The 22,286-nt window shown below is 63.6% G+C and carries 22 protein-coding genes; 10 read left to right on the top strand and 12 right to left on the bottom strand.

Annotated elements, in window-relative coordinates; all coding sequences use genetic code 11:
* Positions 1-21: 21 nt before the first annotated feature.
* The 4 genes from FJ417_RS28640 to FJ417_RS28625 all read right to left on the bottom strand — a co-directional run bounded on the left by FJ417_RS28640 (position 22) and on the right by FJ417_RS28625 (position 2,952).
* On the bottom strand, positions 22-324 hold the full coding sequence (locus FJ417_RS28640) for a cupredoxin family copper-binding protein (protein WP_140640990.1): 303 nt from the start codon (positions 322-324) through the stop codon (positions 22-24).
* A complete protein-coding gene (locus FJ417_RS28635; RefSeq protein WP_140640992.1) occupies positions 321-845 on the bottom strand; it encodes a DUF4142 domain-containing protein in 525 nt (174 codons plus the stop codon). Before FJ417_RS28635 ends, FJ417_RS28640 begins: the two co-directional genes overlap by 4 nt.
* Positions 846-944: 99 nt before the next feature.
* A complete protein-coding gene (locus tag FJ417_RS28630; protein WP_140785759.1) occupies positions 945-1,643 on the bottom strand; it encodes an RNA polymerase sigma factor in 699 nt (232 codons plus the stop codon).
* 136 nt (positions 1,644-1,779) lie between these two features.
* Positions 1,780-2,952 carry a cystathionine beta-lyase gene (locus FJ417_RS28625; RefSeq protein ID WP_140785758.1) on the bottom strand — a complete coding sequence of 391 codons (1,173 nt, stop codon included), beginning with the start codon at positions 2,950-2,952 and terminating at the stop codon, positions 1,780-1,782.
* A 466-nt stretch (positions 2,953-3,418) separates the two neighbouring features.
* Between FJ417_RS28625 and FJ417_RS28620 the strand changes: the two genes are divergently transcribed.
* The 5 genes from FJ417_RS28620 (at position 3,419) to FJ417_RS28600 (ending at position 8,617) form a co-directional block, all read left to right on the top strand.
* Entirely contained in the window at positions 3,419-4,447 is a 1,029-nt protein-coding gene (locus tag FJ417_RS28620; RefSeq protein WP_140640998.1) for an amino acid ABC transporter substrate-binding protein, read from the top strand.
* Between the two features lie 62 nt (positions 4,448-4,509).
* A complete protein-coding gene (locus tag FJ417_RS28615) occupies positions 4,510-5,697 on the top strand; it encodes an amino acid ABC transporter permease (protein WP_140785757.1) in 1,188 nt (395 codons plus the stop codon).
* A 4-nt stretch (positions 5,698-5,701) separates the two neighbouring features.
* Positions 5,702-6,859 (top strand): amino acid ABC transporter permease, encoded by a 1,158-nt coding sequence (locus tag FJ417_RS28610; RefSeq protein WP_140641002.1) that lies wholly within the window; start codon positions 5,702-5,704, stop codon positions 6,857-6,859.
* 14 nt (positions 6,860-6,873) lie between these two features.
* A complete protein-coding gene (locus FJ417_RS28605; RefSeq protein WP_095768430.1) occupies positions 6,874-7,677 on the top strand; it encodes an amino acid ABC transporter ATP-binding protein in 804 nt (267 codons plus the stop codon).
* 274 nt (positions 7,678-7,951) lie between these two features.
* Positions 7,952-8,617 (top strand): TIGR02117 family protein, encoded by a 666-nt coding sequence (locus FJ417_RS28600; RefSeq protein ID WP_140785756.1) that lies wholly within the window; start codon positions 7,952-7,954, stop codon positions 8,615-8,617.
* 158 nt (positions 8,618-8,775) lie between these two features.
* On the opposite strand, the gene FJ417_RS28590 is transcribed toward FJ417_RS28600, so the two are convergent.
* Positions 8,776-10,008, bottom strand: a complete 1,233-nt coding sequence (locus FJ417_RS28590; RefSeq protein ID WP_140785755.1) for an FAD-dependent monooxygenase — start codon at positions 10,006-10,008, stop codon at positions 8,776-8,778.
* 29 nt (positions 10,009-10,037) lie between these two features.
* Positions 10,038-10,283, bottom strand: a complete 246-nt coding sequence (locus tag FJ417_RS28585) for a zinc-finger domain-containing protein (protein ID WP_140656878.1) — start codon at positions 10,281-10,283, stop codon at positions 10,038-10,040.
* A 252-nt stretch (positions 10,284-10,535) separates the two neighbouring features.
* On the opposite strand from FJ417_RS28585, the gene FJ417_RS28580 reads away from it, so the two are divergent.
* A complete protein-coding gene (locus FJ417_RS28580) occupies positions 10,536-12,731 on the top strand; it encodes an RNA degradosome polyphosphate kinase (protein ID WP_140785754.1) in 2,196 nt (731 codons plus the stop codon).
* Positions 12,728-14,263 carry an exopolyphosphatase gene (ppx, locus tag FJ417_RS28575; protein ID WP_140785753.1) on the top strand — a complete coding sequence of 512 codons (1,536 nt, stop codon included), beginning with the start codon at positions 12,728-12,730 and terminating at the stop codon, positions 14,261-14,263. Before FJ417_RS28580 ends, ppx begins: the two co-directional genes overlap by 4 nt.
* 4 nt (positions 14,264-14,267) lie before the next feature.
* On the opposite strand, the gene FJ417_RS28570 is transcribed toward ppx, so the two are convergent.
* From FJ417_RS28570 to FJ417_RS28555, 4 genes are all read right to left on the bottom strand, one after another.
* Entirely contained in the window at positions 14,268-14,690 is a 423-nt protein-coding gene (locus FJ417_RS28570; RefSeq protein WP_140785752.1) for a DoxX family protein, read from the bottom strand.
* 172 nt (positions 14,691-14,862) lie between these two features.
* Positions 14,863-15,285, bottom strand: coding sequence for a DoxX family protein (locus FJ417_RS28565; protein ID WP_140710710.1), 423 nt, complete (start codon positions 15,283-15,285; stop codon positions 14,863-14,865).
* Between the two features lie 409 nt (positions 15,286-15,694).
* The gene (gene fumC / locus FJ417_RS28560; protein WP_140785751.1) at positions 15,695-17,092 is read right to left on the bottom strand and encodes a class II fumarate hydratase; all 1,398 of its coding nucleotides are present in this window, start codon (positions 17,090-17,092) and stop codon (positions 15,695-15,697) included.
* A gap of 297 nt (positions 17,093-17,389) precedes the next feature.
* Entirely contained in the window at positions 17,390-17,872 is a 483-nt protein-coding gene (locus tag FJ417_RS28555) for a cupin domain-containing protein (RefSeq protein ID WP_140657019.1), read from the bottom strand.
* A gap of 105 nt (positions 17,873-17,977) precedes the next feature.
* On the opposite strand from FJ417_RS28555, the gene FJ417_RS28550 reads away from it, so the two are divergent.
* Positions 17,978-18,949, top strand: a complete 972-nt coding sequence (locus tag FJ417_RS28550; RefSeq protein ID WP_140785750.1) for a LysR family transcriptional regulator — start codon at positions 17,978-17,980, stop codon at positions 18,947-18,949.
* Positions 18,950-19,022: 73 nt separating this feature from the next.
* Here the strand turns inward: FJ417_RS28550 and betI are convergent, their stop codons facing one another.
* On the bottom strand, positions 19,023-19,673 hold the full coding sequence (betI, locus tag FJ417_RS28545; protein WP_140785749.1) for a transcriptional regulator BetI: 651 nt from the start codon (positions 19,671-19,673) through the stop codon (positions 19,023-19,025).
* 78 nt (positions 19,674-19,751) lie between these two features.
* Between betI and choX the strand changes: the two genes are divergently transcribed.
* Positions 19,752-20,690 carry a choline ABC transporter substrate-binding protein gene (choX, locus tag FJ417_RS28540; RefSeq protein ID WP_140785748.1) on the top strand — a complete coding sequence of 313 codons (939 nt, stop codon included), beginning with the start codon at positions 19,752-19,754 and terminating at the stop codon, positions 20,688-20,690.
* The gene (locus tag FJ417_RS28535) at positions 20,687-21,523 is read left to right on the top strand and encodes an alpha/beta hydrolase (RefSeq protein WP_140785747.1); all 837 of its coding nucleotides are present in this window, start codon (positions 20,687-20,689) and stop codon (positions 21,521-21,523) included. The genes choX and FJ417_RS28535 overlap by 4 nt, the downstream gene beginning before the upstream one ends.
* On the opposite strand, the gene FJ417_RS28530 is transcribed toward FJ417_RS28535, so the two are convergent.
* Positions 21,524-22,282, bottom strand: coding sequence for an NIPSNAP family protein (locus FJ417_RS28530; RefSeq protein ID WP_140785746.1), 759 nt, complete (start codon positions 22,280-22,282; stop codon positions 21,524-21,526).
* Positions 22,283-22,286 lie beyond the last annotated feature (4 nt).

Here is a 22,286-nt window from a genome sequence, read left to right as displayed (position 1 = left end):
TCGCTCGATTGGTAGGTCGGATCAAGGGGCTACCTCGATACGGCCCTTCATGTTGGGATGGAAGCGGCAGAAATAGTCGACCGCTCCCGCCGCCTTCAGCGTGACCTTGCCCTTCGACTTTGCCGGGATCATCACATCCCAGCCGCCTTTGACCGTGGCGGTGTGGGCGAGAATATCGTTGTTCGTCCACTCGATCGTATCGCCGACCTTGGCCTGAATGCTTGCCGGCGAGAAGACCAGCTTGTCGATCGTCACCTCGATCGTGGTCGAAAGCGCCGGCGAAGCGATGAGCGTCAGCGCCATGGCAAGAAGCAGCGGCCTCATTTCAGCATGCCGGCGACATGTTCGGCATGCTGCTCATGTCCCTGGAAGATCTTGAGACCAGTCTCCAGCAGGCTCTTCAGTTCGGCATTGCTGGCCGATGGGATTAGTAGGGTTTCGAGCGCGCCGTTGACCTGCTTGTGATAGGCGACTTCGTTGTCGATGTAGGCCTTGTCGAAGGCAGCCCCTTTCAACTTCGCCAGTTTGGCGCGTTCTTCCTCCGCCGCCTTGGCCAGCGCCTTGCTGGTGTCATTGTCCTCGGGCGTGACTTTCAGCTTCTTCACCAGGTCGAGCGCCTGCTTGTTCACCGCTTCATGGTCGCGCGCCATGTCCTTGGCGAAGTCGACGACCGCCTTGTTCTTGGACTTCTTGATGGCCAGCTTGGCCGCTTCGATGTCGATCGCGTCGGCCGTATAGGCGATGTGGGCGATCTGCGGGTCGGTGGGCTTTTCGGCGGCTAGCGCCAGCGGCGCGGTGCTGACGAAGAAAAGGGCTGCGAGGGCGGCGGTCGGTCGCATGAACATGATATCTCCTTCGCCCGGCGCGCATGGCCCTGGGCTCATCTGGTGTTGACTGCCATTGGATGCGGGCGAGAACGAAATGTTCCGGGGAAAAGACCGAAATCAGTGCTCGAATCCGAGCCCTGTCATCACCGCCTGCGTCAGCCGATCGCAGCGCCGGCCGGCGAAGGGGAAGGCGTCGAGCAGCACCGGGCCGATCTCGTCATCGAGCGCCTTGCGCACCAGGGCACGCGCCCGGTGCAGCCTCGTCTTCACCGTTTCCTGCCGGATACCCAAAAGCTCGGCGGTTTCCTCGATGCTCAGGCCCTCGATGACACGGGCTACGAAGACGGTGCGATAGACATCGGGAAGGCTGTCGGTCGCCCGTTCGACAAGTCCCAGAATCTGCCGCTGCGCCATCGTCCGCTCCGGATCGTCACCTGGATTCAAGTCGTTTTGGTTCAAGGGAAACCGGATGATCTGCGCCTCCGGGTTTTCGGGCATCGCTACGACGCGCTTGCGCTTGCGCAGCCGGCCGAGCGCTTCGTTGATGACGATGCGTGACAGCCAGGTGGAAAGCGAAGCCTCGCCGCGAAAGGCACCGAGATTGGCGAAGGCGCGCATATAGGCCTCCTGCACGACGTCTTCGGCCTCGGCGTCGTTGCGCACGACGCCGCGCGCGATGCGGTAGAGCCGCTGGTTGTGCGTCTTGATGATAGTGCGGAACGCACCCGGATCGCGCGCAAGCGCCCGTCTGACCAATGCCATGTCGCCGGCCCTGGCCGCACCGATTTCGGCGGCTTCAATAGCAGGCTGTCTCATCTCGCCCCGATCTCCCGGCAACGTTACATCCGCGATTGGATGCGCCTGCCGACAAAAGGTTCCCGAGTAGCATCGGCAATGCTACTTCTTCGACCGAGGCTTGTCTGCCGGTCGGAATCTTGCGCCGATCAGCCTGTCACCCGGCCGCGGCTGCCGCTGCCAGCCCGCGCAGAATATCGGCCTTGAGGTCCTCGACATCTTCCAGCCCGACCTGCAGCCGGATCAGCGAGCCGGCATACGAACCCCTGGCAAGTATGCGGTCGCCGAGGAAGACCGGAACGGCGAGGCTCTCATAGCCGCCCCAGGAATAGCCGAGACCGAAGATCTTGAGCGCATCGAGGAAGGCATGCTGCGCCTTCTGCCCGCCGCCGTTGAGCACGATCGAGAAAATGCCGCTGGAGCCGCAGAAATCGCGCTTCCAGAGCGCATGGTCGGGATGGCTTTCCAGAGCCGGGTGCAGCACCTGCGCGACGCCGGGCTGCTCTTCCAGCCAGCCCGCGATCTCGAGCGCGCTCTTGCGGTGATGCTCGAGCCGCACTCCCATCGTGCGCAAGCCGCGCAGCACCTGGTAAATGTCGTCGGGTCCCGAACAGCAGCCGAGCGTGCAGAAGCCATCATAAAGCTGCTTCCAATGGGTCTCGTTGGCCGACACCGTGCCGAGCAGCACGTCGGAATGACCGGCCGGATATTTCGTCGCCGCATGGATCGAGATGTCGACGCCATGGTCGAGCGGCTTGAAATAGAGCGGCGTCGCCCAGGTGTTGTCCATCATCACGATAGCGCCGGCAGCATGCGCAGCCTTGGCGATAGCCGGGATGTCCTGCACCTCGTAGGTGTTCGATCCCGGCGATTCGGTGAACACCACCTTTGTGTTTGGTTTGATCAGCGATACGATGCCGGCGCCGATGCGCGGCTCGTAATATTCGACCTCGACGCCGAGCCGCTTCAGCATCGTATCAGCGAAGTGGCGCGTCGGGTGGTAGACGCTGTCGACGATCAACAGGTGGTCGCCGGCGGCAAGGAAGGTGAGTAGCGGTATCGTCACCGCCGCCAGCCCGGAAGGCACCGCGATCGTGCCGGCCGAGCCTTCCAGCGCATCGACGGCGAGCGTCAGCGCGTCCATCGTTGGCGTGCCGCGCGTGCCGTAAGTGTATTTCTGGCTGCGCCCGGCCATCGAAGCGGCGTCGGGATAGAGCACTGTCGAGGCATGCACGATCGGCGGGTTGACGAAGCCGAAATAGTCGTGCGGGTTGTTGCCCGAATGGGCAAGCAGCGTGTTGATGCCCATTTCGATGCCGTCTCTAGCCATGGTTCGTCGCCTGTCGAATGATGTCAGCGGACCAGCCATAAAGCGGCGGCAATGCCGGCGCAACCGCGCCGAGCCCGCCAAAAGCCGATCTTCCGCTGGGCCAATGCAAAGGCGCGCAAGCCCAGTAAAGCACCGCTATTGCCGCTGCGGATTCTGGCGCCGGACCACCGATTCGCGGCGGCGCAACTTGGCTGATTTGTTCGCATCGCCTGCCGGTTTCATGTGCTCTTGTCCGCAATTCAGGCATTTGCGGCAATTGCTTTTCAAACCTCTCTGGAATCGGTCATTTCCCTTGACCTCACAGGAATAATCGCCTTCGATGCGTTTCGTGAATGGGAGGCAGCGCATCGGCAACCGATGCGGGTCCGGGAGTGGGCCTTGAAGTGGGAGCTGCGTTCACAAACGAAAAAAGATCAAGCGTCGCCTGGCGATAGGGGCGCCTGTAACAGAAAAGGGTCTGTGGGTCATGAAACACATTGCAATCGGCATTCTTGGCGCCGCCGCGCTCGGGTTCATGGCGTCCGCCGCTTCGGCCGGCACGCTCGATACCGTGAAGCAGAAGGGCTTTATCCAGTGCGGCGTCTCGACCGGCCTCGCCGGCTTCTCGGCGCCGGACGACAAGGGTGACTGGAAGGGCATCGACGCGGACTTCTGTCGCGCCGTTGCGGCCGCTGTCTTCGGTGACGGCTCCAAGGTCAAGTTCACGCCGCTCAGCGCCAAGGAGCGTTTCACCGCCCTGCAGTCAGGCGAGATCGACATCCTGTCGCGCAACACCACCTGGACCAGCAACCGCGACAGCGCGCTCGGCCTCGATTTTGTCGGCATCACCTACTATGACGGTCAGGGCTTCATGATCAACGCCAAGAAACTGCCCGGCGTGAACTCCGCGCTGCAGCTTTCGGGCGCCGCCGTCTGCGTGCAGAGCGGCACCACGACCGAGCTCAACCTCGCCGACTACTTCAAGAAGAACAAGATGGAGTACAACCCCGTCGTGTTCGAGAAGCTCGAAGAGGTCAACGCCGCCTATGACGCCGGCCGCTGCGATGCTTACACCACCGATCAGTCCGGCCTCTATGGCATCCGTCTGACGCTCTCCTCGCCGGCCGACCATGTCGTGCTGCCCGAGATCATTTCCAAGGAGCCGCTCGGCCCGGCCGTGCGCCAGGGCGACGACCAGTGGGCGCATATCGCGCGCTGGACCTATTTCGCGCTGCTCAACGCCGAGGAAGCCGGCATCACGCAGGCCAATGTCGACGAGATGAAGACGTCGACCGATCCGAACATCCAGCGCCTTCTCGGCACTGAACCCGACGGCAAGTACGGTGCCGATCTCGGCCTCTCCAACGACTTCGTTGTCAACATCGTCAAGGCGGTCGGCAATTACGGCGAAATGTTCGAGCGCAATGTCGGCTCGGGCAGCCCTCTCAAGATCGCGCGCGGCATCAACGCGCTGTGGACCAAGGGCGGCCTGCAATACGGTCCGCCGATCCGCTGATTGAAACGTGATCCGGGAGGCAGGTCGTCTGCCTCCCGGTTTCTCTTTCCAGGGGACGGTCCATGGCTTCGCAGGAAATTCTTCGCGGGGAGCCGAGTCGCGGCTCCTTCATCAATGACCCGAGAATACGCAGCCTGTTCTTTCAGACGCTGGTCGTGATCCTCCTCTTTGGCTCGATCTGGTGGATCGTCAACAACGTCATCGAGAACCTTCAGCGCCTGCACATCGCTTCAGGCTTCCAATTCCTCAGAAGCAGGGCCGGCTTCGACATTTCCGACACGCCGATCGCTTATACGTCTGACTCGACCTATTTCCGCGCGCTGGTCGTCGGTTTGCTCAACACGATCATCGTTGCCGTCGCCGGCATCGTGCTTGCGACCATCGTGGGCTTCGCCATCGGCATCGGCCGCCTGTCGCAGAACTGGCTGATCCGCAAGATCTGCACCGTCTATGTCGAGATATTCCGCAACGTCCCGCCGCTGCTGGTCATCTTCTTCTGGTATTCCGGCGTGCTGGCCGTGCTGCCGCCGCCACGCGAGAGCATCCACCTGCCTTTCGGCTCCTTCCTCAACCAGCGCGGCTTCTATTTTCCGCGCGCCGTTTGGGGGGATGGCTCCTGGCTGATCGGCGTCGCACTGCTGCTCGCCATTGCAATGGCCTGGTTCGTCGCCCACAGGGCGCGACAGCGGCAGAAGGCGACCGGTCAGCAATTTCCGGTCTTCTGGACATCGGTCACGCTTATCGTCGGCCTGCCGGTGCTGGCCTACCTGCTTAGCGGCATGCCGCTCACCTTCGATTTTCCGAAGCAGTCGACCTTCAACCTGACCGGTGGCTTCTGGGTCAAGCCGGAATTCCTGTCGCTGTTGCTGGCGCTCTCCTTCTACACGGCGGCCTTCATCGCCGAGATCGTGCGCGCCGGCATCAGGGGCGTCAGCAAAGGCCAGAGCGAAGCAGCGGCGGCACTCGGCCTCCGCTCCGGTCCGATCCTGCGGCTTGTGGTCATCCCGCAGGCAATGCGCATCGTCATCCCGCCGCTCACCAGCCAGTATCTCAACCTGACCAAGAACTCCTCGCTGGCGATCGCCATCGGCTATCCGGACCTTACCGCCACCGCCGGCACGGTCCTCAACCAGACCGGCCAGGCTGTGGAGGGCGTGTTCATCATGATGATCGCCTATCTGGTGCTGAGCCTGGTGACGTCCTTTGTCATGAACATCGTCAACGCCAGAATGGCGCTGGTGGAGAGGTAGGGCCATGCAGGAACACGACATGTCCTGGGTGCGCACCGAGATGGCGCTTGCGCAGCCGGCCCCGCCTACCGAACGCGGCGCCTATGCCTGGGTGCGCAAGAACCTGGTCGGTTCGGTCGGCGACACCGTCCTCACAATTCTCGGCATCGCCATTGTGCTGTGGATCCTGCCGCAGGTCATCAGCTGGGCTTTCCTCAATGCCCAGTGGACCGGGCCGGACCGCACCGTCTGCACCACCGTCACACAAGGCGGCATCCAACCCGACGGTTGGACCGGCGCCTGCTGGGCCTTCGTCAACGCCAAGTTCGGCCAGTTCATGTTCGGCACCTATCCGATCGAGGAGCGCTGGCGGCCGATCCTGGTCGCCATCCTGTTCGTGGTGCTGTTGGTGCCGATGCTGATCCCGCGCGTGCCGGGCAAAAGACTGAACGCGATCCTGCTTTTCGCAGGATTGCCGGTCGTCGCCTTCTTCCTGCTGCTCGGCGGTGTGTTCGGCCTGCCGGCTGTCGAGACTGCGCGCTGGGGTGGGTTGCTGGTCACGCTCAGCCTTTCTTTTGTCGGCATTGCGGTGTCGTTGCCGCTCGGTGTGATCCTGGCGCTCGGCCGGCGCTCGAAGATGCCGATCATCAAGGTGCTTAGTGTCATATTTATCGAGACGGTGCGTGGCATCCCGTTGATCGTGGTGCTGTTCTTCGCCAGCGTCATGCTGCCGCTGTTCCTGCCCGTGGGCGTTACCTTCGACAAATATCTGCGTGCGTTGATCGGCGTGTCGCTGTTTGCCGCCGCCTATATGGCCGAAGTGATTCGTGGTGGCCTGCAGGCGATCCCGAAGGGCCAGTATGAGGGCGCCGACTCGCTCGGCCTCGGCTACTGGCAGAAAATGGGCCTGATCGTGCTGCCGCAGGCGCTGAAGCTGGTCATCCCCGGCATCGTCAACACCTTCATCGGCATGTTCAAGGACACCAGCCTGGTGCTGATCATCTCGATGTTCGACCTGCTCGGCGTGGTGAAGCAGAATTTCGCCGATGCCAACTGGGCGACGCCGCAGACCGCGAAGTCCGGCCTGATCTTTGCCGCCTTCGTATTCTGGCTGTTCTGCTTCGGCATGTCGCGCTATTCAATGTACACCGAACGCCGGCTCGACACCGGCTATAAACGATAAAAAGGGAACAGGTTATGGCCACCGAAAACGCCGTCAGCGCGGAAGAAATCAAGGTCAACGCCGCCAAGATGCACATCTCCACTACCGATGTCGCCATCGACATCGTCGGCATGCACAAATGGTATGGCGAGTTCCATGTGCTGAAGGATATCAACCTCAAGGTGATGCGCGGCGAGCGCATCGTCATCTGCGGTCCGTCCGGTTCCGGCAAGTCGACCATGATCCGCTGCATAAATCGGCTGGAGGAGCACCAGAAGGGCAAGATCATTGTCGACGGCAAGGAACTCACCAACGATCTGAAGAAGATCGACGAAGTGCGCCGGGAGGTCGGCATGGTGTTCCAGCATTTCAACCTGTTCCCGCATCTCACCATCCTCGAGAACTGCACGCTGGCGCCGATCTGGGTGCGCAAGATGCCGAAGAAGCAGGCCGAGGAGATCGCCATGCATTTCCTCAAGCGCGTCAAGATCCCGGAGCAGGCCAACAAATATCCGGGCCAGCTCTCGGGCGGTCAGCAGCAGCGCGTGGCGATCGCGCGCTCGCTGTGCATGAACCCGCGCATCATGCTCTTCGACGAGCCGACCTCGGCGCTCGATCCGGAGATGATCAAGGAAGTGCTGGAGACGATGGTGGGGCTGGCGGAAGAAGGCATGACCATGCTGTGCGTCACCCACGAGATGGGCTTTGCCCGCAAGGTCGCCAATCGCGTGATCTTCATGGATCAGGGCCAGATCGTCGAGCAGAACACGCCGGCCGAGTTCTTCGACCATCCGCGCCATGAGCGCACGAAGCTCTTCCTCAGCCAGATCCTGCACTGAGGCGGAGCCCGGTAACAGGTTGCTCGGAGGTTGCTCGAACCACCCCTCGGCTTCGTCATTCTAGGGCGAAGCAAGGAGCGAAGCGACGCGGCGCGGACCCTAGAATCCATGCTGTGACATCGAGGTGTTGCTGCGGTTCAGAATTCTGCACCGTCGCGCCCTAAGGCAGAGGTCACGGCATGGATCCTCGGGTCAAGCCCGAGGATGACGAAGTCACGAACGGGTTCGGCCAATCTCGAGAGCTGCGACAAATGTGGCCGGCTTACCGCGCCTGATGCGAAAATTCCTGCGATATCTGGCAATGTTCGTCGTAGCGGTGGTGCTTGCCGCCGCGCTCGGCACGCTGGTGCCGCGCCCGCTCTGGCCAGCCGCCGCCCGAGGCGAGGGGACGCGGCACATATTGGTGCTGAGGAACCCGATCCACACCGACATCGCCGTGCCCCTCGATGATGGCGTGCGCCGGCGCTTTGCCTTCCTCGCCGACGCCGGTCTGCCGATCGAGGCGCCAGGGGCGCGCTACATCGTCTTCGGCTGGGGCGGCCGCGCCTTCTATCTGGAGACCCCGACATGGTCGCAGCTGAAGGCCGCGCCGGTGTTGAAAGCGCTCACCATCGACGCTTCGGTGATGCATGTCGATGTCGCCGGCGCGATCAAGGAGCAGCATCCCGCCGTCGCCGGCTTCGACATCGACGAAGCGCATTTTGCGGCGCTGCTCGACCATATCGCGGCGAGTTTTCGGCAGGGGCCCGGTGGCCCGATGGCGATCGAGAATGCTGGGTACTCAACCTACGACCGCTTCTACGAAGCCAACGGCCATTTCAACGCCCTGGTCGGCTGCAACACCTGGACGGCGGCTGCGCTGCGCACCGCCGGCCTGCGCACGGGATGGTGGAACCCGCTGCCGGTGACGCTGTGGTGGTCGTTGCGGTTGTATGATTAATGCATGTCGCGCAAAAGTGTGCAGCGGTTTTGCGATAACGACATGCATGAAAACAAAGGCTAAAGCGCGTCGCCTGAATCCGCTTCAGCGCGACGCGCTTTAGTAGCAATTGGCGAGCGCCTCGTTCCTTCGCCCCGCCTATCCGGTCGTCTGCCGCTCTACCGCCTGACCACCTTCCGCTCCTCCCAGCCATAGAGCCAGTCCAAGTCCGCGGCGAGCTTCTCCGCCGGCCGCGTCGCCAGCACCAAGTTGCGGACGATCGCCATCGGTCCCCTGGCATGCCAGGCCAAGCGATTGAGCGCGCCGCGTTTCAGCACTTTTTCGACGCGCGGCCGTCTGAGATTCTCCCAAACCGTCAGGCTCTGCCTTGGATCGCCCGGAAAATCGGCGACCAGATTGGCGAGCATCGAGGCGTCCTCGATCCCCATCGCCGCGCCTTGGGCCGCGAACGGCGTCATGGCATGCGCGGCGTCGCCGATCAGCGCGATGCCGTCCGGCGTTGCCCAGCGGCGCTGCTCGACCGTGTGAATGGGGAACGCCGTCCAGGGGCCGGCGAGTGCCACCAGCCTCGACAGTGCCGCCGCCGTGCCTTGGATGGCGCCTGAGAGGATCGCAGGGTCCGCATGGCCGGACCAGCCTTCGGCGATGCGCTCGCCCTTGGTGAAGGCCGCAAGGTTGAAGGCGCGGCCCTTGCTCACCGGATAGGCGACCATGTGGAAGCCGGGATGCAGGAAGGTGGTGATGCAGTTTGCGGCGCCGATTTGCGCAAAGGCCTGGCCGGCGGCACTTTCCGCAGGGACCGTCGCGCGCCAGGCGAGCTCACCCGAAAAGCGGCTCGCCGCAAAGCCGGCCGTCCTGGCAAGCCCCGCGCGAAGCGAAGACCAAACACCGTCCGCTCCGATCAGCAGGCCGCCCGTGACACTCGTCGCTTTGCCGTCGATCTCGACCGTCGCGGTCACGCTTTGCGGGTCGAGGGCGATACCGGTCACGCGCGCCCCGGTGACAAGCTCTATATCTGGCCGGTCCGCCGCCGTGGCCATCAGCGCTGCCTGCAGGTCGGCGCGGTGCGCCACCAGGTAGGGCGCGCCCCAGCGTTTTTCTCCGGCTTCCCCGAGCGGCACACGCGCCAGCTCGCGCAGGCTTCCCGCGTCCTTCAGCACCACCGCTTGCGGCCGGATCGCGTTGGGCAGCAGGCGGTCGAGCACGCCGAGCCGGCGCAGGATGCGGGTCGCGTTGGGGGAAAGCTGGAGGCCGGCGCCGGCCGCTTCGAGTTGCTTTGCCTGCTCGAACAATTTTACCGGGAAGCCGCGCTCGGCAAAGGCAAGCGCCGCCGTCAGCCCGGCGATGCCAGCCCCGGCGATGACGATTTGCCGGGACCGTGTTTCAGCCATGATCTAGCAGTCGTTCGTGATCTGCAGGGTCAGGCGGCCTGGTCGACATAGAGGCAGCCGGCCGGCTGCGTTTCCGTCGCCTTCAGCGACGCTGAATAGCGGTAGAGCGTCGAACAGTAGGGGCAGACCTTCTCATTGTCGTCGCCCATGTCGAGGAACACATGCGGATGGTCGAAAGGCGGATTGGCGCCGGTGCACATGAATTCCTTGACGCCGATCTCGATGACCGGGTGGCCCGCGTCGTTCTGGAAATGGGGAATGCTGCCGCCTGCCATCGTCGTCTCCAATTGGGTTCGGCCAGTGGGTGTGACCAGTCTGCATCTGGAGCATAACAGGTCCGTTTGCAAGATCGATGAAATCAAACTGTCGCAAAAGGCTGGCAGAGGATAAGTTGAGCCGGTTAAGCGCATGGGGCCGGTGTCGGAGCGATTCCGTGATGATCATGCGTCACAAAGACATGCTAGAGCGTCGTTGAACGGCAATATGCGGCGCCTCCTAGGGACGGCTGCGGGCAAGAGCGGGAAACCATGAACGAACTGAAGCCTGTGCAGAGCGAGTTCATCACCGTCGAAGCGGCAAGCCCGGACGGGGGCAATCCCGACCGTTTCGTCAACCGCGAGTTCTCCTGGCTGCAATTCAACCGCCGCGTGCTGGAGGAATCGCTGAACGAGCATCACCCGCTGCTCGAGCGCGTCCGCTTCCTGTCGATCTCGGCAGCCAATCTCGACGAATTCTTTATGGTCCGCGTCGCCGGCCTTGCCGGCCAGGTGCGCGAGGGCATCGCGCTGAAAAGCCCGGACGGCCGCACGCCCGAGCAGCAGCTCGAGCAATTGTTGCGCGAGGTCGAGCGCCTGCAGGAGGACCAGCAGAAGAGCCTCTCGGCGCTGATGGTCCTGCTCAACAAGGAAGGCATCGAAAGCATCACCCGCGATGCGCTGACCAAGGACGAGAAGGCCTGGCTGGAAGAGCATTTCCAGGAGCAGGTTTTCCCGGTGCTGACGCCGCTGTCGATCGACCCGGCGCATCCGTTTCCGTTCATTCCCAATCTCGGTTTTTCCATCGCCCTGCAGTTGCGCCATCGCAAGAATGGCGAGGAGATGAGCGCGCTGCTGCGCCTGCCGGTGGCGCTCAAGCGTTTCATCCGCCTCCCCGACCGCAAGAACCATGTCCGCTTCATTCCGCTGGAGGAAGTGGTCGGTATCTATATCGGCAAGCTTTTCCCCGGCTACGAGGTCAAGGGCTCCGGCACGTTCCGCATCATCCGCGACAGCGACATCGAGGTCGAGGAAGAGTCGGAAGACCTGGTGCGCCTGTTCGAAACGGCACTGAAGCGACGCCGCCGCGGCTCGGTGATCCGCATCGAGTTCGACACGCTGATGCCGGCCGCGTTGCGGGACTTCGTCGCCGGCGAGCTCGGCGTCTCGTCGAGCCGCATCAGCGTGCTCACCGGTCCGCTGGCGCTCAACCAGATCTCCGAGATCGTCGCCATTCCGCGCGACGACCTCAAATTCACGCCCTACAATCCGCGCTTTCCCGAGCGCATCCGCGAGCATGGCGGCGACTGCTTCGCCGCCATCCGCGAGAAGGACATCGTCGTCCATCATCCATACGAGTCCTTCGACGTGGTGGTGCAGTTCCTGCGCCAGGCCGCCGCCGACCCGGAAGTGGTGGCGATCAAGCAGACGCTCTACCGCACCTCCAACGACAGCCCGATCGTGCGCGCGCTGATCGACGCCGCCGAGGCCGGCAAGTCGGTCACGGCACTTGTCGAGCTCAAGGCGCGCTTCGACGAGGAAGCCAACATCCGCTGGGCGCGCGACCTCGAACGCGCCGGCGTGCAGGTCGTGTTCGGCTTCCTGGAGCTGAAGACCCACGCCAAGATGTCTTTGATCGTGCGCCGCGAGGATGGCCGGCTGCGCAACTACGTGCATCTCGGCACCGGCAACTACCACCCGGTTACCGCCCGCATCTACACCGACCTGTCCTTCTTCACCACCGACCCGACGATCGCGCGCGATGTCGCGCAGCTTTTCAATTTCATCACCGGCTATGCCGAGCCGGCGGAGGAAATGCGCATTGCCGTGTCGCCCTTCACGCTGCGCAACCGCATCCTGAAACACATCTCGGACGAGATCGTCCATGCCCGCGAAGGCCGACCAGCGCGCATTTGGATGAAGATGAACGCGCTGGTCGATCCGACCATCATCGACGCGCTTTACGACGCCAGCCGCGCCGGCGTCGAGGTCGACCTCGTCGTGCGCGGCATCTGTTGTCTGCGGCCGCAGGTGCCGGGTCTTTCCGAGAATATCAGGGTGAAATCGATCGTCGGCCGCTTCCTCGAGCACAGTCGCATCTTCTGCTTCGGCAACGGCCACGGCCTGCCGTCGGACGAGGCGGTCGTCTACATCTCGTCGGCCGACATGATGCCGCGCAATCTCGACCGCCGCGTCGAGACCCTGGTGCCGATCACCAATCCAACTGTGCATGAACAGGTGCTTGGCCAGATCATGCTGGGCAACATCATGGACAACCAGCAAAGTTTCGACGTATTGGCTGACGGCACCTCCCGGCGCGTTGTGCTGGAGGAAGGCGAAGAACCGTTCAACGCGCAGGAATATTTCATGACCAATCCGAGCCTCTCCGGACGGGGCGACGCGCTGAAATCGCATGCGCCCAAGCGCATCGCCCAGTTCAAGCGCCGCAAGAAGAACGGCGCCGCGTGATTGCAGTTTCCCAGGGCCGGCTTCAGGACCGGCGCCCGCTGTCGATCATCGACATCGGATCGAACTCGATCCGCCTCGTCGTCTATGAGGGGCTGGCACGCTCGCCCACGCTTCTGTTCAACGAAAAGATGCTGGCCGGCCTCGGCCGCGGCATCGTTTCGACGGGCAAGCTCGACCCCGAGGCGGTGACGCGGTCGATGGAGGAATTCCGCCGTTTTCGCGCGCTTTCCGATCAAGCCGGCGCCGAGCATATGTATGTGCTGGCCACCGCGGCGGCGCGCGAGGCAGGCAACGGCCCCGATTTCATCCACCGCGCCGAGGACGTTCTGAAAACCGAGATCCGCGTGCTCACCGGTCGTCAGGAAGCCTATTATTCGGCGCTCGGCGTCATTTCCGGCTTCCATCCGGCCAACGGCATCGCCGGCGACCTTGGCGGCGGCAGCCTCGAACTGATCGACATCAATCGCGAAACGATCGGCGAGGGCATCACGCTGCCGCTCGGCGGCCTGCGCCTGCAGGATATGGCGAAGAACTCGCTCGTCCAGGCGCAGAAGATCGCGCGCCAGGAACTGGCGCGGGCAAAGCTGCTCAAGGGTGGGCAGGGCAGGGTCTTCTACGCCGTCGGCGGCACCTGGCGAAACCTTGCCAGGCTGCACATGGAGATGACCAACTACCCGCTTGGCGTCATGCACAACTACGAGATTTCGGCCGACAGCGCGCAGGCTTTCCTGAAGCAGGTGGCCAAGGGCGAGGTCGAGAAGGTGAGGGGCATCGAGGGCGTCTCCAAGAACCGCCGCTCGCTGCTGCCCTACGGCGCGGTCGTGCTGCAGGAGATCATGACGGCGATGCAGCCCTCGAAGATCGTCGTCTCGGCGCAAGGCGTGCGCGAGGGGTTCCTTTATTCGCTGCTCGACGCCGAGGAGCAGAAATCCGATCCGCTGATCTCGGCCGCGGAGGAACTGGCGCTCTTACGCTCGCGCTCGGTGCACCATGCGCATGACCTGGTCGAATGGACCGGCAAGGCGTTCAAGGCCTTCGGCATCGACGAGACGGAGGACGAGGCGCGCTACCGCCATGCCGCCTGCCTGCTCGCCGATATCGGCTGGCGCGCGCATCCCGAATATCGCGGCAGGCAATCGCTCAACATCATTGCGCATGCTTCCTTCATCGGCGTCGACCATCCCGGCCGCGCCTATCTGGCCCTGGCCAACGCCTACCGCCATGACGGCATCTTCAACGACGGCATCGCGCCGGAGATCAAAGCGCTGGCGCCGCCCAGGCTGCTCGAGCGCGCCCGCGTCCTGGCGGCGATGATGCGCGTGGTCTATCTGCTCACCGCGGCGATGCCCGGCGTAATGCCGCGGCTGAAATGGGAAAGCCGCGGCAACGGCACGCTGGCCCTGGTGCTGCCGGCCTCGCTTTCCGACCTCTATGGTGAGCGCCCAGCCGGCCGGCTGGCGCAACTGGCACGTATCACCAACCGCCGCCTCGTGCTGGCGGTCGAGGGCGGGCCGAGCGTTTCGGTGAAGTAACGGATCAGGTGACGTCGGCGCCGATCCCGAACCCACGCCCGTCAGCCGACCATGCGCCGGCGCCGGCCATGGCGAGCGCCAGGAAGCCGCCGGCAATGGCGACGTCCTTCATCAGCATCTGCTGGTGCAGGAAGGCGAGGGTCGCATCTTCACCGCCTTGGCCGTAATGGCCGATGAAACCTGCAACCACACAGAAGGCCGCAAGCAAAAGCGCCACGATCCGCGTCTGGAAACCGACAAGGATCAAAAGCCCGGCAATCAGCTCGAACAGACCGGTGCCCCAGGCGGCCAAGGTCGGCAGCGGCAGGCCGAGGCCCGTGAAATAGCTGATCGTGCCGCCGATATTGGTGAGCGCCTGGAAGCCCGACGGCACGAAGAGCGCGGCCAACAGAAGCCGTGAGACCAGAAGCAACGCGTTGCGAAACATGGCCGACCTCCCTTGCCGGCGTATGAGGCCGGCTGCCGCTGCAGTCTACGCCTGCAACGAAAAAGCGGCGCGGAAAATTCCGCGCCGCTCGCGTTTAAGGCTTGGGAGGGGAGCAATTCCAGGAAAAGTGCGAAGCGGTTTTCCGTCTGGAATTGCGTCAAACAACAGTGCCTCAGGCGCGCTTTGCGTCGATCGAATAAGCGCCGGCGCCGGACGAGGCGAGCAGCAGGAAACCGCCGGTGATGGCGAGGTTCTTCATGAAATGGATCATCTGGTTCTGATCGGCCCAACCGGTGTGGGCGACAAGAGCGGTCGCAATGGTGAAGATCGCAAGCACCCAAGCGGCGATCCGGGTCTGAAAACCGAGCAGGACAGCGAGCCCGCCAAGCAATTCGATCAGGCCGACAACAACGGCCGTCACGGTCGGCACCGGCAGACCCATCGCGCCGAAATAGCCGGCGGTGCCGGAAATGGCGGTGAGCTTGCCGAAGCCGGAAAGCAGGAAGATGGCCGCGAGCAGGATGCGGCCGAGCAGGATCGTCGTGGAACTGTTGGACTGGGCGCCGGTACCGGCGACGGAAGAGTTGATGGACATGGCGGTTCTCCGAATGGGTTGAATACCCAGTCAGATAGACGATGTGGACTGTTCACCAAAGCCGCCTATGCGACGACACATTGTTCACAGAAAGATGTTTCGATATCTGCCGGGAGGGCGCGAAAATCATGTCGGCGGATTGGTATGAGGCAGTAAACTGTGCTGCCGCAAAATCCCTATCGCTTCGTCATCCACGGCGAAGCAAGGAGCGAAGCGACGCGGCGCAGACCCGAGGATCCATTCCATGACTTCAAAGCGGCCGCCGCGGTGGAGATTCTGCTCCGCTGTGCCCATGCCCGAGGTAACGGCAGGGATTCCAGCGTCTCCGCGACGGAGCTTTGCTTCTGCTTCGCCCTGAATGACAAAATCGGCTGCGGCAGCCTGCAACTGTCGAATGGGGGAGCTGTGCTTACCCCGGATGCGTCATGTCCTCCGGCCGCACCAGCCGATCGTAATCGGCTTCGCTGACCAAGCCGGTAGCCAAGGCCTCCTCACGCAAGGTCGTGCCGTTCTTGTGCGCGGTCTTGGCGATCTTGGCGGCGTTGTCGTAGCCAATGGTCGGCGCCAGCGCCGTCACCAGCATCAGCGAGCGCTCGAGTGCTGCCTTGATGTTGTCCTCGCGCGCCTCGATGCCCACCACGCAATTGTCGGTGAAGGAGACGGAGGCGTCGGCCAGCAGCTGCACCGACTGCAGGAAGTTGTAGGCCATCAGCGGGTTGTAGACATTGAGCTCGAAATGGCCCTGGCTGCCGGCGAAGGTGAGCGCTGCATTGTTGCCGAACACCTGCACGCAGACCTGCGTCAGCGCCTCGCACTGGGTCGGGTTGACCTTGCCCGGCATGATCGAGGAACCTGGCTCGTTTTCCGGCAGCGACAGCTCGCCGAGGCCCGAGCGCGGGCCGGAGCCGAGCAGGCGGATGTCGTTGGCGATCTTGAAGAGGGCTGCTGCCGCCGCGTTGATCGCGCCATGCGAGAACACCATGGAATCGTGTGCTGCGAGCGCCTCGAACTTGTTCGGCGCGGTCACGAAGGCGATGCCGGTGATCGAAGCGATGCGGTCCGCCACCTTTTCCGCGAAGCCGACCGGCGCGTTGAGGCCGGTGCCGACGGCGGTGCCGCCCTGCGCCAGTTCCTGCAGGCCGGGCAGCGTCTGCTCGATGCGCTTGATCGAGGAGGCGACCTGCGCGGCATAGCCGGAAAATTCCTGGCCAAGGGTCAGCGGTGTGGCGTCCTGCGTGTGCGTGCGGCCGATCTTGATGATGTGATTGAAGGCGCGGGCCTTGGCGTCGAGCGCCTTGTGCAGATGATGCAGCGCAGGGATCAGGTGATGCGCGACCCGCTCGGCGCAGGCGATGTGCATGGCCGTCGGATAGGTGTCGTTCGACGACTGGCTCATGTTGACGTGGTCGTTCGGATGCACCGGCTTCTTCGAACCCATGACACCGCCGAGCATCTCGATCGCCCGGTTGGAGATCACCTCGTTGGCGTTCATGTTGGACTGCGTGCCCGAACCCGTCTGCCACACGACCAGCGGGAAATGATCGTCGAGCTTGCCTTCGATGACTTCCTGCGCAGCGTCGACGATCGCCTTGCCGATGGCCGGATCGAGCCGCTTCATCTCCATGTTCACTTCCGCGGCGGCACGTTTGACGATGCCGAGCGCGCGCACGATCGAGGCCGGCTGCTTCTCCCAGCCGATTTTGAAATTGCCGAGCGAACGCTGCGCCTGCGCGCCCCAATAGCGGTCGGCCGCCACCTCGATGGGACCGAACGTATCGGTTTCGGTTCTGGTCTTTTCAGCGCTCACGGCAAGTCTCCGTCTGTCGATTTGGGCAACGGCGTATCGCGTTGCACAAACCGCATCAAGCGGAGATTGCGGGCGGGGAAGATGCAAATCGGTTGAAGGGCGCCTCTTCCTTCTCGCTTCGGGCGAGACGGCGGTGACGGCCAATCTCCCCCTCGTGGGAGATGCCCGGCAGGTCAGAGGGGGGCGCGAAGGATCACGGCGTTTGGAAATCCTTCGGGCTGTTTCGAACAGGAGCGAAGGGCTGGCGGGACAGCGCCCTCTCTGGCCTGCCGGCCATCTCCCCCACAAGGGGGGAGATCAGCACCCCAGCGGCGGCCCGACAATATCGATGCCGTTCTCGGCGCACAGGCTCGTCAACACCTCAATCATCTCCGGCGTCGGCGCTGCCGCCGGCGGCAGTTCGGCTCGCTCCGCAGGGCGACTAGCCTTGCGCACCATCGTCTCGAAATCCGAACCGCGCGTGACGGTGAGCGTATGGGCGCCTTCGAGAGACTCGACCTTGTAAGTGTGCGGCAGGCCTTTCGGAGCGAGCACCGTTTCGCCCGCGCCGGCAAGCCGCTCGCGGCCGTCGACGACAAAACGTATCCGGCCTTCGAGGATATGAAACACCTCGTCCTCATTGCGGTGCACGTGCAGCGGCGCGGAATCGCCGTAGGGCTGGCGGTGCTCGATGATGCAGATGCCGTCCTCGCCGTCGGCCGACGAAACCTGGATGGCAACGAGCGTGTTGTTGAACCAGAGGAGTTCCTTGCCTGCGATCGTCGTGTTGATCATTGTCATCATTGCTCTCCCTTGTTGAGTGCCGACAAAGCGGCTTCGACGGCGACCTAAGCAAGGACGAGCCGGTGATGGAAATCGAATGATCGTATGGGGCGGATTGATGCGATGAATTTGAACGCGCTCGACCTCAATCTGGTGAGGGTGCTCGACGCGCTGCTGCGCGAGAAGAGCGTGACGCGCGCCGGCGAGCAGATCGGCCTCAGCCAGCCGGCTGTGAGCGCCGCGCTCAACCGCCTGCGCCATGCGCTCAACGACCAGCTCTTCGTGCGCCGCGGCAACGACATGGTGCCGACGCCTCGCGCCGAAAGCCTGGCGGAGCCGGTGCGCGCGGCGCTGCGCGAGATCGAGCGCGCCTTTCAGCTGGCGACCGATTTCGATCCGGCAAGGCTGGAACGGACATTCACCTTCATGGGCGCGGATTTCTTCTCAATGCTGCTTATGCCGCCCTTCGCCGCGCGCATTGCGGCGGTGGCGCCCGGCGTATCGTTCCGTTTCCTCGACAGCGCCATCGGCGACGTCTCGAAGCTGTTGCAGGACGATCGGATCGACCTTGCGCTGGAGCGCCCGCTGGAGGTCGCGGAGTGGGTCTCAAGCGTGGCGCTGTTCGGCTCGCCCTTCGCCATTGTCGCGGCGAAGGACAATGCGGCGCTCGGCCAGGCCGGCATCGCCGAGGGCGAAGAGGTGCCACTCGACCTGTTCTGCGCGCTGCCGCATGCGCTGCGCTCCATCGATGGATCGATGTCGGGCTTCACCGACGATGCGCTGGGCAGGATGGGCCGGGCGCGCCGCGTCATGCTTGCTTTGCCGCACTTCCAGGCCGTCGCGCTGGCCGTGGCGAACGGGCCTTATCTGGCCGCGGTTCCCACGCAGTTCGCTGTAGCGGCGGCAAAATCCCTGCCGATCGGCATCTATCGGGCGCCGATCCCGATACCATCGCCGGCGGTCAGAATGTACTGGCACGCCCGCCGCGATGATGAGCCACCGCATCGCTGGATCCGCGAGCAGATACTCGATGAGGTGGGAACGCTCGGCTTCAAGGACTGGGACGGCACCGCAAGTGCTCTCCCGGGGGTATAGCTGCCGTTGGAGCGGGAGTGCAGCGCTGAGCAACGCGGACGGTCAAGCGCGGGAGCGATCGCTGGTATGAACCTTATCCGGCTGAGGCTAACCCGACCGGCGCGGGCTGGCGCACACTTAGCCGCCCCGCGACGAAATCCTTGACCTGGCGTACCGCCTGCTCGCGCGTGACGCTGCCCGGCTGCAGGCCGAGCCTGAGCCATAGCCCGTCGATCAAAGCGGTGACGCCAAGCACGATCTCCTCGGCCAGTTCCGGCGCAGCGAGGCCGCGCAGGCCGGATAAAAGGTTCGAACGCATGCGCGCGTGGATCACCTTCTGGATACGTGCCAATTTCTCGTCGCGCGGCACCTCGGCGCAGAGTGACAGCCAGGCATGGCAGAGCGGCGGCAGGAACAAATGCTCCTCGAAATTGCCTTCGATCACCGCATCCAGCCGTTCCATCGGCGTCCGCGCCCGCTGAAGCCTGGCGACCACCGCGTGACAGAGCACGGCGTTGGCCTCGCGCATGGCGTGCTCGAACAGCTCCTGCTTGTTGCGGAAATAATGCAGCACGATGCCCTTCGACGCGCCGGCCTGGGCCGCGACCTTTTCCAGCGTCGCGCCGGCGATGCCTTCGCGCTCCAGAACGACGAAGGCCGCCTGCCGCAGCTCCTTGCGGCGTATGTCGCTGAGGCGCGTGAGTTTCACGGGACCGATCCATGCATGGCGAATCCATGTTGACATTTTCGTCCGTCCAGATCAACAATTGACCAGTGGGACAATAAATAGACCAAGAGGTCAAAAGCGATGAGGAGAACCGGAATGTTGCGCATGCTTGCGAATGGGATTTGTCTCACGGCCCTGATGCTGGCCTCCCAGCCGGCCCGGGCCGCCGAGGCCGAGAGCTGCAAAACGGTCCGCATGGCCGAGCCCGGCTGGAACGATCTCGCCTTCACCACCGGCGTGGCCAAGGTGCTGCTCCAGGCGCTCGGCTACGAGCCGCAGAGCGAAGTGCTCGGCATCAACGTCATCTATGAGGGGATGAAGAACAAAGACCTCGACCTGTTCCTCGGCTACTGGGATCCGGCGATGGTCACCTATTACGAGCCCTACAAGAAGGACGGCTCGATCGAGAATGTGCGCGTCAACCTGGTCGGCGCCAAATACACTTTCGCCGTGCCGACCTATGTCTGGGATGCCGGCGTCAAGGACCTGTCGGACCTGCACAAGTTCGCCGACAAGTTCGGCAAGAAGATGTATGGCATCGAGCCCGGATCCAATCAGCTCATGATGGACGCCATTGCCGATCCGCAATACGGCCTCGACGGCTGGCAGGTGGTGGAATCGAGCGAGGCCGGCATGCTCTCGGAGGTCGGCTACGAGATCAAGGAGAAGCAGTTCATCGTCTTCCAGGGCTGGGCGCCGCATCCGATGAACACGATGTACGACTTCAAATATCTGACCGGCGGCGACAAGTTCTTCGGCCCGAATTTCGGCGCCGCCACCGTGACCACCCAGGTGCGCAAGGGTTTCCTGCAGGAATGTCCCAACGTCGCAAAGTTTCTGAAGAACCTTGCCTTCGACATCGACATGGAAAATGTCGGCATGGGCTACCTCATCAATGACGGCATGAAGCCGGAGGACGGGGCGCTGAAGTCGATCGCCTTGCACAGGGATCGCCTCGATGCGTGGCTGGCCGGCGTCACCACCTTCGATGGCAAGCCCGGCCTTGCCGCGGTCAAGGAAAAGCTCGGACTGTGAGGCCGGCGCGATCGGAGTCTGAGGAGCGGGAGGTAGAGCAGGCCGCCTGGGCCGGGCGCAAGCGCATCGCCGAGGTCGGCGGTCTCGACCTTGCCTATGTCGAGATCGCCGGTTCGGAGCCGCCGCTTGTCCTTGTGCATGGCTTCACCGACACCAGCCGCAGCTTCTCGCTGCTGGCGCCGCATCTTCCCGGCCGCCGGCTGATCATGCCGGACTTGCGTGGCCACGGTGGCTCGCAGGCGGGTGAGGGTTTTGGCGTCGCTGGTTTCGCCGACGACATGGCGGGGCTGATCCGGCGCCTGCGGCTCGAGCGACCGGTCGTCGTCGGGCATTCGCTGGGTGGCATGGTGTCGATCGCGCTGGCCGCTCGGCATCCGGAACTGGTCAGTGGGCTGGTGATCGTGGCCAGCACGCTGAGGCCCGATTTCGGATCGCATCACCAACTGATCGATGGCGTGGCAGCGCTTCGTGATCCGATCTCGCCGTCCGATCCTTTCTATGACTGGTGGCATGCCTGCCGGTCAGGTGTGCCGCGGGCCTTTCTCGCCGGCCTCGCGAAGGACGCATCCGCGATTCCCGCGGCGCGCTGGCGCGCCATTCTCGAAGAAGTCCGCCGCACCGATCTGACCGCCGCGGCACGGGCCGTGCAGGTCCCGACGCTGATCATCGCCGGCGGGCGCGACCCGCTCTTCGGCGCGGCGCACCAGCACACACTGACTGACGCGCTGGCCGGATCGCGTCTGGTGTGGGCACAGGATTGCGGTCACAACCCGCATTGGGAAGACCCGGCCTTTGTCGCCGAGGCAATAGCGGGCATGCTGCCGACCGCGTGACTATCTCAGCAGCGAACGGGCCGTAGGCGTCAGACGCAACGTCTCTGCCGGCTTTGTGGAAGCGGCTTGCAAGGCTTCATGGATCGCCCGCCATGCCGGCGAAGCGGCGAGGGCGGCCCGACGGCCGGCGTGGGCATCGCCATCGTCGAACCCTGCGACGATGACGAAGACGTTTTCAGCGGCACGCACGGGCAAACGCGGAAAGGTGTTTTCGGCATGCTCGCTGACGAAGGCGCCGAGCAGCCGGGCGCCATTTGCCGCGAGCAGCGGAACCGCCGCCGCCTCGAAACGCCCGGCAAGACCGGCCTCGGCGCCTCGCTGCAAATGATGAATCGAAATCTCAACAAAGCCAGGCAAACACCTTCCGCCGTTCATACTTTCAGCTTCGGCGGCTGTCGGCCGCTGTAAGTCTGAGAGGTCGAACTCCGCACCCCGCCATGCCGGTTTGAGCAACAACACGTTGTCGGAATCGATCATCGTCGCATTGGCGGCATCCCGATGCGCTGTCCAGACCGGGCCGCCATAGAAGGCGCTCAGCGCGTCCTTTCTCGTCTCCATATCCTCGAAACCGCGCAGCCAGACGAACATGTCGGGGCGGTCGAGACCGCGGAACTGGCCGATGACGGTCATGCCCGTCGCTTCCTGCGTTTCGATGAACTCCCGATCGAACAGCGCGATCAGCGTATCGCGCTGCCCTGGCTTCAGCGTGTATTGCCGAAGCTCGACGACGGGTGAGGCAAGGCGGGAAGGTCGGTTCATGGTC

The organism is Mesorhizobium sp. B3-1-7, assembly GCF_006439385.1.
GTDB lineage: Bacteria > Pseudomonadota > Alphaproteobacteria > Rhizobiales > Rhizobiaceae > Mesorhizobium.
This window is presented reverse-complemented; position numbering and strand designations above follow the sequence as displayed.